Source organism: Deltaproteobacteria bacterium, from assembly GCA_023382265.1.
Classification (GTDB): Bacteria; JAMCPX01; JAMCPX01; order JAMCPX01; family JAMCPX01; genus JAMCPX01.
Genome location: JAMCPX010000070.1, coordinates 333 through 10,779, shown reverse-complemented (window position 1 = coordinate 10,779; position 10,447 = coordinate 333). Strand labels below are relative to the sequence as shown.

Annotated in this window: 12 protein-coding genes; all 12 read left to right on the top strand. The window is 40.9% G+C overall.

What is annotated here, in order from left to right; translation table 11 throughout:
* On the top strand, nt 1-888 hold an 888-nt coding region (locus tag M1381_11915; protein MCL4479776.1), incomplete at its 5' end, for a WG repeat-containing protein.
* 15 nt (nt 889-903) lie between these two features.
* Entirely contained in the window at nt 904-2,775 is a 1,872-nt protein-coding gene (locus M1381_11910) for a hypothetical protein (GenBank protein MCL4479775.1), read from the top strand.
* A gap of 50 nt (nt 2,776-2,825) precedes the next feature.
* Nucleotides 2,826-4,382, top strand: coding sequence for a hypothetical protein (locus M1381_11905; protein MCL4479774.1), 1,557 nt, complete (start codon nt 2,826-2,828; stop codon nt 4,380-4,382).
* 70 nt (nt 4,383-4,452) lie between these two features.
* Entirely contained in the window at nt 4,453-5,229 is a 777-nt protein-coding gene (locus tag M1381_11900; protein MCL4479773.1) for a hypothetical protein, read from the top strand.
* A gap of 159 nt (nt 5,230-5,388) precedes the next feature.
* Nucleotides 5,389-5,877, top strand: a complete 489-nt coding sequence (locus tag M1381_11895; protein ID MCL4479772.1) for a hypothetical protein — start codon at nt 5,389-5,391, stop codon at nt 5,875-5,877.
* Nucleotides 5,874-6,755, top strand: a complete 882-nt coding sequence (locus tag M1381_11890) for a hypothetical protein (protein MCL4479771.1) — start codon at nt 5,874-5,876, stop codon at nt 6,753-6,755. Before M1381_11895 ends, M1381_11890 begins: the two co-directional genes overlap by 4 nt.
* 64 nt (nt 6,756-6,819) lie before the next feature.
* The gene (locus M1381_11885; GenBank protein ID MCL4479770.1) at nt 6,820-7,791 is read left to right on the top strand and encodes a TM2 domain-containing protein; all 972 of its coding nucleotides are present in this window, start codon (nt 6,820-6,822) and stop codon (nt 7,789-7,791) included.
* A 46-nt stretch (nt 7,792-7,837) separates the two neighbouring features.
* Entirely contained in the window at nt 7,838-8,221 is a 384-nt protein-coding gene (locus M1381_11880; protein MCL4479769.1) for a hypothetical protein, read from the top strand.
* 405 nt (nt 8,222-8,626) lie between these two features.
* Nucleotides 8,627-8,875 carry a hypothetical protein gene (locus tag M1381_11875; protein ID MCL4479768.1) on the top strand — a complete coding sequence of 83 codons (249 nt, stop codon included), beginning with the start codon at nt 8,627-8,629 and terminating at the stop codon, nt 8,873-8,875.
* 31 nt (nt 8,876-8,906) lie between these two features.
* Nucleotides 8,907-9,197, top strand: a complete 291-nt coding sequence (locus M1381_11870) for a TM2 domain-containing protein (GenBank protein ID MCL4479767.1) — start codon at nt 8,907-8,909, stop codon at nt 9,195-9,197.
* A gap of 109 nt (nt 9,198-9,306) precedes the next feature.
* Nucleotides 9,307-9,780, top strand: coding sequence for a zinc-ribbon domain-containing protein (locus tag M1381_11865; GenBank protein MCL4479766.1), 474 nt, complete (start codon nt 9,307-9,309; stop codon nt 9,778-9,780).
* A 19-nt stretch (nt 9,781-9,799) separates the two neighbouring features.
* Nucleotides 9,800-10,447 (top strand): hypothetical protein (locus tag M1381_11860; GenBank protein MCL4479765.1); only part of this gene is annotated, 648 nt, incomplete at its 3' end.

The following is a 10,447-nucleotide window of genomic DNA, read 5'->3' as shown; positions in this document are numbered from 1 at the left end:
ACTGGTGGGGCTGTTGGATATATAAACAAATCAGGTAAGTTTGTTATAAATCCTCAATTTGATGAAGCTTGGGTATTTACTGATGGTCTCGCAATGATAAAACTTGGGAATAAACGCGGATTTATTGATAAATCAGGAAAGTATGTAATAAATCCCCAGTTTGATACTGCTAATTGGTTTCGAGGTGGGGTCGCAGCGGCATGTAGTAGCGGTAAATGTGGTTATATAGATAAATCGGGGAAATATATTATTTCTCCTCAGTTCGACAATGCTAACGATTTCCATGATGGTTTTGCTGCTGTAGAATCTGTAATTGGCACGCATGAAAAAAAATGGAAAGACTGGTTTGGGCATATACATACTAAAGTCATTCCTGTTAAGGAATGGGGCTATATAGATAAGACCGGGAAGACAAAGATAACACCTCTGTTTGACGGTGCTGGAGAATTCCACGATGGGCTTGCATTGGTTACGATTGGACCTCATTGGGCATATATAGACAAAACCGGTAAATATGTTTGGGCAACAGCTTTTCAACAGGCAGCAGAAAAACATCTTGCTAAAGCCAAAGAGCATCTCGACAGAAACAAACTTGATATGGCGCTGAAAGAAGTTGATGCAGCATTAAGATACAATCTGAACAACGAACAGGCTTCTGCTATGAAACAACAGATAACACAACAAATCTCCCAATTACAAACAAAGATACAGAACGAAGCTAAAATAAAGACCCTTCTCAAGAGTGCTCATTCGCTTTTCAATGCAGGAAAATACGATGATGCAATAAAGGACTGCGATGACATTTTAGCAATAGATCCGCAAAACCAACAAGCTACAGACCTAAAAAATAAGATTGTTAAAACAAAACAGATCCTTGGCAATAACTAATAAGGAGGAAGGATTATGAATAACAGCACAAAACGGCTCCAATGTTTCGGCAGAACATCTTGGTTTATCGTATTGTTCATATTGTTTCTGTTAATAAATCCTCTTTTTGTAAAAAGTAGTCAAGCCAGGTCGCTAACTCTTACCCAAATAAAACAGCTTATTAAAACCAAATCCCCTGACAGTCTGGTAGCAAATATTATTAAAAAAAGAGGCTTGGCATTCAAACCATTTAAAGAGGTTATAAACGAATTAAGGGATATTGGCGCAGGCCCGCAAACTTTACAAGAACTTCGTAGATTAGAGCCATTGCTTGAAGAAGCGAAAAGGGATATCCCCGACATTATAAATAAGATATTTAGCGCTCTAAGCCAGGGCGAACCTGACAAAGTGAAAGGATACTTTTCGTCAGATATTTATAATTCCAAAACCTTGGATGCAATCTGCCAACCATTTTGCAAACAAACCCATTATATTGAAAGTATCGCAGAGAGACCGGGTAATAAATACGATGTCAGGTTAAGGGTTCTTTTCCAATCAGCCGGTGAACGAGCATACTTTTTAGTCTTTCAGTCAACACAAGATACCTATGTGTTAGAAAGCATGTATGATGTTATATCCGGTTACTCAGATGGCTATAGCTTTTTTGGGGCACCACAAGACATTGTTAATGATTGGTTCGGAACATGGGAAGAAAATGCAAAAGAGATATCAAGAAAATTTATCTATGCAATTAAGGTTAATAATCAGGATGCCTTACACAAGTTAGTTTCAAGTCCACATATAGCTGACTCGCTGATTAATTCTAATCTTTATAAGTTGATTCAGCAATACTGTGTAAATAAGATTGATACCCCTGATATAGCTGACCTACAAATTGTATCATTCAATGGCATAAAAGCCTATGTAGAAACTGGTTACATCAATTGTGATGCTAATATAACAAATGCGGAATATTTTGGTAACTTTAAGATGTATTTTTGGATAGATAAAGTTAACGACGAATATAAGATAGTAGCATGTAAAATGATGATGGGTTATAGCCAAGGACTTGATGATACTAAATGGGAAGCAGAAGACCCTGCGATGGAATTACGTACACTAAAACGCTTTAGTGCTGCAACACCTGGCGATGAAGCTAAAGTAAAAGAAATGGAAGCTTTGATGAATGTTAAAGTCGATGAAGTTTATGGAATGATCTACGATTACAAGCTGAATGAAAGTGGAAAATATCTTATAGCAAACGCTGGGGATGAGCCACAAATATTTCCTAAAATAAGGGTGCTCTCCTTTGACTCCGATCACGACGTACAATTTAACTGGGACGGGAATTACAGTATGTCAGGGGACAAAATATGTTTTAATATCCAAAATTTACAAATAAAACTTATACAGCATCACAGAGAGACAAAAACGGTATGTCATAATGCTGTTTTACTCCAAGTCTGCCTTCCGCAGGTAGTAGATACCCCCTCAGAAGAGAATATAAACCCTTCAGATTATAGTAGCTCTCAGGACATTCCTCAAGACTATCAAGATATAGGACTTGGTTATCATGTAAAGCTTAAAAACGCTACGTTTGAAAATGGAAAGAGTGAGGGAGCTGTATTTATATATAGGACAACTCAATCTGTTCCCAATGAAATACGAGGCTGTGTAAAAATAATTCCGACCACTTCTTCGGCGGCACAAACGACACAGAAACAAACAAATCATGCAAAAGTGAATCTAAAAAATGGGACCGTACTCGAAGGTGACATAGAGGAGACTGATGCTTCACATATTAAGTTAAAAACATCTTATGGTGTCCTTAATATAAAATCCAGTGATATAAAAACTATAGAGTATGAGAAACCAGCCCAACAACAGAGCAGCAATACAACAAATTAAAGCAAAGTAAATATTTTGTAATTACTTAACAAATTCATTGAGGAGGTATGATGAGAAAGCAAAGGAAGGAGTGCTGGAGACGGAGTTTTGAATGGCGGATATTGATATTATTAATGATGTTCTTTATTATAGCACAAGTATCAAAGGCTTATGCCGACACTATAATCCTTAACAACGGCAACGTCGTTGTCGGGAAGATAACGAGTGCAAATAGACAAGGTGTGGAGATTCAGACGGATTATGGAAATCTTAGTATACCGGGATCCCAGATCAAAAAGATAAAGTATGAAGCAGCTCCACAGGCACGGCCGGCACCACAGCCAAAAGCTTCCGTGCCATCTGCATCGCCAGTGCAACCGCAGGCAGTAACGCAACCTTCTATACAACCCCAAGTACAGAAACCCACTCAACAGCTACAGCCACAAGCCCTACAGTCTCAAACACCGACTGCTGCTCAAACAATGACTCCTCAAGTAAAGCAGCAGCCGGCATCACCGGAGGAGACTCAAACACCGAAACCAGCACAGTTCCAACAAGGACAGCAGAAAGCAACGATATTTCTCAAAACAGGTGAAATTATAAAAGGTACCCTTCTGGCCAAAACCGATAAGCTTATAAGCGTAAAAACTGATTTTGGCGTTATCAATGTTAAACCGGATCAGGTGCAAAAAATAGCATACGTCCCGGCACCTCAGCCGCAGCCTGAGCAAAAACCACAACCTCAAATGGTAATCATATATATGAAAACCGGCGAGATTGTGAAAGGCGAACTCGTTAAAAAGACTTCTCAAGCTATTCTGATAAAGAGCGAGTTGGGTCCTCTTAATATCAACCCAAACGATGTTCAAAGCATAGAATATGCCATGGCTCCTGTTAATACTGTTCAAACAAAGCCGGCTATTCATCAGAACAATATACCGAATCCGATGATGACACAGAATACCAATGAACATCCCTCTACTCAGCCTCATCAAGCAATGCAGTCCCATCCTGCAGAACAAAGGATGTTGTCTATGAAGAAAGCCTATCAGTCATATGCTCATACAGGACTTTATATAGGTGTGGGACTCGGGGTGAATACCCCTCAAGGACCCGACACAGGAGACCCAAATATGTTTTCTTATGCTCCTGCATGGGAGGCAAAGATAGGATGGGACATAGTGCGTTACTTTGGCATTGAGATCGGATATGAGCAAGGTTTGGGTGGTATGAATAACGGGGCATGGACGTACATGGAACTGCCCTATGGTAATTTAAAGATTCATCTGCCGTTTAACGATCAAGTGTTTTCTTTCATTGTTGGAGTGAGCAATGCCCAGTGGTCTATGGTTCAAGGTGATTCATCAACACTGCAAAATGTTTTATCCGGCACAAGCTTTACAACAACGAATAAGTTGTCTGCAAATGATTTAGCCGTAAACGCTGGCATTGGATATGACTGGTATTTTTCGTCAGACTGGTCATTAGGAGGTGAGTTGATTTATCACTATTTCACTTCAGTTGTTTCAGGTACGGTCAACGGAGGCACACCTTATACCTCTCCATATTCATTATATCTCAGTAATCTGGGTTTGTATGTGAACGTGACATACCATATTAACTTTTAAAATTACATTCCCTTGTTGCTCCATTTTCTCAAGGGAGCGGGACAGGTGGAAAAAAACAAAGGAGAAGAAAATGAAAAAGAAAAACCATGTAGGTCCAGTTGGCAAAGAAGTGAGATTAGAAAGAACCTGGATGACCGGAAGAAAGTATCGGATAATGCGGTATGTCCCATTTGTTTTCATACTATCGCTGCTCATCTTTGTAAATTCATGCGCGCAAATGAGATCTTCTTCTGGATATTATATAGCTTACACCGGTAATAGAGCTATATTGAGTGTGGTAAGAAGCTCCGCAAAAATAGGCGTAATAGCATATTCGAAATCAACTACGTATAACGAGCTTTTAGGAACCACCACGACGAACGAATATGAACCTCTGACAGAATTACATTCGTTGAGGACGATTGTTGAGGCTGCACTGATAGCGAATGGTTTTAATGTTGTCAGGGATGATGTATATGACTTCCTTACCAACAGTAATTATCAACTTTTGGGATTAGGTGCTCTACTGAATGGAAAATCATCTGTAAATTCAAAGGCACAGATGTTATTTGCCGATACGTGGTTTGCACTTGAAAATAAGTTATTGGAAGAAACAGGTGTTACCGATCTTTTGGTTATATCCATGGTTGACCAGTATAAGTATAATGTTTCCCTGATTGATGTAAGGACCAAGAGTGTGATTGTTAGCTTTGCAATAAATGCGGACAGTGTAGACGGATGGGATAGCTTCATGAAACCCATCAATAATAAACAATGGGTAGACTATAACAGCGATTATGAAGGTCAATACTATGCGTGGGGACAACTGGCGAACAAGATCGTTTCCCTGCTCGAAGGCAGGAGATGACAAATCAGAGTATCTTGGTAAAATAAAGATTAAAGACTGCGGGATTCCCGTTTTCACGGGAATGACAACAGGAGGGAAAGGCCACGGAATGACGGAGGGGAGCAAAGGGCGGGCGAAGCCCGCCCTCTCTGGCAAGGTATTTTAGCAAAGGAGAAAAATATGAATAAGAAAAAAGTAAGTATTGCGGTCGTACTGGTAACGGGGCTTTTGTTGGCAGGACTGGGATGCAGCAGTAGCAGCAGTTCATCCGGTAATTCGGTTGCTGGAGCTATCGGCGGCTTACCCGATGCGCAGCTTTCAGCGGGGCAAAACGATAGTATTGTAGTGACAGCACTAGGGCAGATTATTCCGAGCTCGCCCCTTTTAAACAATACGAATGCCGGATACGTGATAACTGCTGAAGCTCAGTCAGCAGATCCTTTTTATTTGTACAATAATTATTGCTACCATTTTTATTGTATATCAGCTGGTAGTATATTTAATACTAACAATATATCATATTATTTAACACCTGTTACACCAACCACTATTTCCGGGGCCGGACTGCAGCAAAACGGCGGCATTTATACTACGGATGTTATCTATAACATCCTGCTCCGCATTCCCTGTCCTGGGTTAATGCAAAAGATACATCAGCATCATTTATGACAGAGACCGATAATGGTGACTTAAAAGAACACGGTACGTATAGCTACATACAGGGGAATGCCTCCATACCGGAGGAAGCAAATCTGAACAGTTTGTTACAATTCGCAGATGGCTCGCAGGAACAGGTCAGTCAAGGGTATTCAGCTTCGTGGAATGCACAGGGATTTACGCCAGGCTCTCAGTCGTTTTCCATCAACAATACATTCAATACAAATGGCAATGCACATGCTCATTTTACCCCTGCATCAAACTTTACCGATTATACGACAGGATACAAGCTCTCGGATGTTACGGGAAATGGGTGGTATGCATACAATTACAACATGACCGGAACTCTTACTCAATTAAATTATAATGAAAATGACGGTAGTTCGAACAACGAAAATGGAACGATCTTTTCCAGCACAGCGGGAACCATATCCGTTCAGGGCGTAAGCGGGCAGATTATCAGTTTGCAGGAACAATTTTCCGGCACAACATTCACCGTCAGTGGTAATGCTACGTTTGGGGAAATTTATGAAGAGAAGATTAATGGACAAGTGGTGAGTCAGCCGCCGGCACCGCCGGATTTCTCAGGCAAGGTAACCGTTACGTTAAACAATCTAATCTTTGATAACTCATCTTGTTATGGATCTTGGCCTTTAAACGGTACTATCGCGGTAAATTCCGATAAGAATATTTATACCTATGATTTCAGTATAAACAGCAATGGCAGTAATTGCGGGTGTGCAAATGTTAGTGTTAATGGAGGAAGTGCAACGCTTGATTGTAATCTCTCATCTGCGCAACCTGTTTATCTGAGTCTGAGCAGTATGCGCAAAGCTCAATCACCATCCAAGGTTAAATCTCCGATCGGACAAATGTTGTTGATAAAGTAATGATAGTTCTGGGCGGGGCGTACGCCCCGCCCACTTGCCCGGCAAACATAGAAAGGAGGGTACCATGGCAGTTGACATGAAATTGGTAGAATGGATCAAGGCAAACCGGCTGAAGCTCAGCCGGGCAGAAATGATCCAACAATGCAAAGCGGAAGGGAATGCGGAGCAGGATGTTATAGACAGCTACAACGAAGTGGTAAACCAATCAGGACAGACTGCTGTAAGTACGATAGAGCAAAATATATCCCAAAGTTCACGGTTAGTGGCATTGCTTTTATGCTGGTTTTTAGGCGGGACCGGAGCGCATAGGTTTTATACTGGAAAAAGCGGAAGCGGTGTTATTATGCTTCTGTTGCTTTTAATAGGAATTATAACTAGCTTTTTCCTTATAGGGTTTATATTCATTATCCCATTAGGTATATGGGTGTTAATTGATTTCATCATGATTATTGCTGGCGCATTTACAGATGGAAAAGGTAAAAGGGTATTGAATTGGACTCAGTCACCGACGGCATATAGCGGCGTTGCTGAATTATCTCCAAATAAGCAAGCAAATTCCAGGCTATGGATTTATGTTGTAATCGGTGCCGCAGCCGTTTTCCTGATCATTATAGGTATTCTTGCAGCAATCGCTGTGCCCAATTTCATGGCTATGCAGGGAAGAGCAAAAGAAGCTTCAGTAAAGGGCGGTATGCATACACTTAATCTTGCTATTGAAGATTATGCAGCGAATAATAGAGGTACATATCCCAGTACATTGACAAGCCAACACTTTCTTACTTACCTTCCTAATGGGCAGATGCCAAGTAATCCTTATAAAGGGAGTGCTTCTATGTCGATTGCAAAGGAAAAAGTTGTAAGGAATCCTGTTAGGTTTGCTTCAGAACATTCCGCATGTGATGGTAAAGCAACTGAAGGAGAAATTAATTATTATTTTAATTCAGCAAAAAGTCCAACAATATGGGCAATAAATGGGTGCAATGACAGGGGAGTTATAAAAAATGCCGATGGATCATTTTACGTTCTCCATAATTAAGGCTTATCCAAACTTATAAAACAAATAGATTTTCAAGGAGGGTACCATGGCAGTTGACATGAAATTGGTAGAATGGATCAAGGCAAACCGGCTGAAGCTCAGCCGGGCAGAAATGATCCAACAATGTAAAGCGGAAGGGAATGCGGAACAGGATGTTATAGACAGCTACAACGAAGTGGTGAAATTGGCATCCCATACCGGTTTGGGCATACCGATGCCGAAAGAAAAAACTGTCGCGATATTGTTAGCCGTGTTTCTGGGGTTCTGGACATGGGTTTATACTTATCAAAAAGATGCTGGAAAATTCTGGGGTAATCTCATTTTCACGGTAATAACTTTTGGAATCTGGGGAATTGTTGCCTGGATCTGGGCAATCATTTCGGCTGTTACAAGGCCGGATGAATTCTATATGAACTACCCCAATGGATAAGATACAGTAACTAAGATGTCGGAAAAACTCATAGATTATGATGTCTGAAAATAGTGTAAAAATGTATTTCTCCATGGATGCGACAGACGTTAAACTGTCGTTGCTCTTAGTATGGGCTGTACTCAGTACTATTGTTTTAATGATCCTTGTGTCTCCGTTTGTTTTACCTCAAGCTACGATATTTATGTTGTCCCGTCTGTGTGAATTAAATCATGTCCCGCATATTGAATCTCCGTTGTACGGGATGACACGTGCTTTTCTCTTTATCTCCAGAGGAGAATTATCGGAAGCATTGAAGTTAAACAGGTTCAGTATTTTTTTATATAGCACGTTTGCTGCGAATGAACTTCTCGTAGTTGTATGGTTAAGTACTCGACGTATAAAAATAAAAGGAGGTAAGTGATTATGCAGGTATTAAGTCTGGTATGGGGGATTTTGGCGTTTCTCGGGATGTTTGTAGCTTTTTTTCCATGTTTTGGTTCTCTGAATTGGATCAATATCCCGTTTGCAGGTGTAGGATTGGCTGTCAGTGTTGTCACATTAGTTACAACAAAAGAGCAGAAAAAAGGTCTTGTAATAGCGGGGCTTATTTTGTGTGCGATAGCAGTAGCCTTCGGGGCCGTTCGTCTGCTCCTGGGGGGAGGAGTTGTATAAACCATATAAGCTAAAATAAAGGAGGATAAAAATGGCAGACCAAAACGTTTCAATGCGTTCGCGGTTAGTGGCAGTACTTCTGTGCGGGTTTTTAGGTGGGACCGGAGCACATAGGTTTTATGCCGGGAAGAGCGGAAGCGGCATCGTCATGTTACTGCTTTTTATCATGGGGATCGTTTTTAGCTTTTTCTTAATAGGATTTATCTTCCTTGTCCCATTGGGTATATGGGCTTTAATCGATTTCGTCATGATCATAACCGGCTCATTTACGGATGCGGAAGGGAAAAAGGTTTTAAATTGGTCACAGCCAACATCAGCTTAATTGATCCACTATCAAAAACCAGAATGACCGGTGAATAAACATACACCGGTAAAAAATAAGGACTCCATCTTATATTTATAAACAGAGAGATAGGAGAAAGGATAAATATATGCCCTTAAAAGACATGTTTACCGATGTGCCTGCTCAAACCAGAAAAATGGTGTGTTGGGACTGCGGGGAGGAAATCTCGCCGACGGACATGCAATGTCCCCATTGTCATGCCGATTTGCAGAGAAAAACGGAACCGAAAGAAACAGATCGTTCTGCTGCTCAGGAACAGCACCAACCGGCACCTGAAACAGGCGGTCAGGAGCGTTATCCCGTTTTAAAGATGATATCTACAGTTTATCGGGTAATTGGTGCTCTTGCAGGGGTCATAGCCATTACTGCTGCTGTCATTGAATTTGTCACGCTGAGTTCGTTCGGGAAATATGGGACCATGGGAGGTCTCGTTTACGGTTTTGGGATAATAATAGCAGGGGCTCTTGCTGTGATAAGCTGTTTTGCCATTGCTGAGGGGATCAATGTCTTTTTGGATATTGAGGAGAATACAAGAAAGGCCGCTCAAGCAGTAAAAGACTAATCCTTTAAAAAGGGGAATTATGCATCACAAAAAAATATTCTTCGTAAGCATTCTGCTCTTGCTTTTGGCTGCCAGTCTTGGCATCCTTTATGTGGTCTATCCGCGCGAACAACTCCCTTCGCCTGATAAACCCTATTTCTTAAAGCTTGAGGATTTTCGCTATTATCCGGATGCCGTAGAAGCAAAAAAAAGACTGCTAAACTATCCTGCATTTGTAATGCCAATGAAAACAGATTTGGGCGTATGGTTTCGTGTTGGCGTCGGTCCAACGAGCAATGGGTTGCAGGCAGAGGTGTGGCAGAATAAACTTGCCGGAGAAGGCATAACGACGGAGTTGGAACAATACAGCGATATAAAAGATGCATTGGTTGAGAAACCGGAACTTATCATAAACGAAAATCGGTCCTGGGTAAAAGATATCGAGTCGAAGCCAATGCCGGCCGTTTTACAGCCATTGAAACAGGAAATTTACTATGCGCCTTATAATAAACAGTTTAGAATAGTGGAGTGTGCCATTGCTAACAGCGCGAACCTTAGAGAAAACGAGGACTATCATTCACTTTTATCGGCGTTCAATATAAGTAATTATAGTTTCTCTAACTATTTGTCGAAGAAAGATATCGTTGAAATGTTTGATAGGTTTATTCTGGCGAATTATCTTGATCCT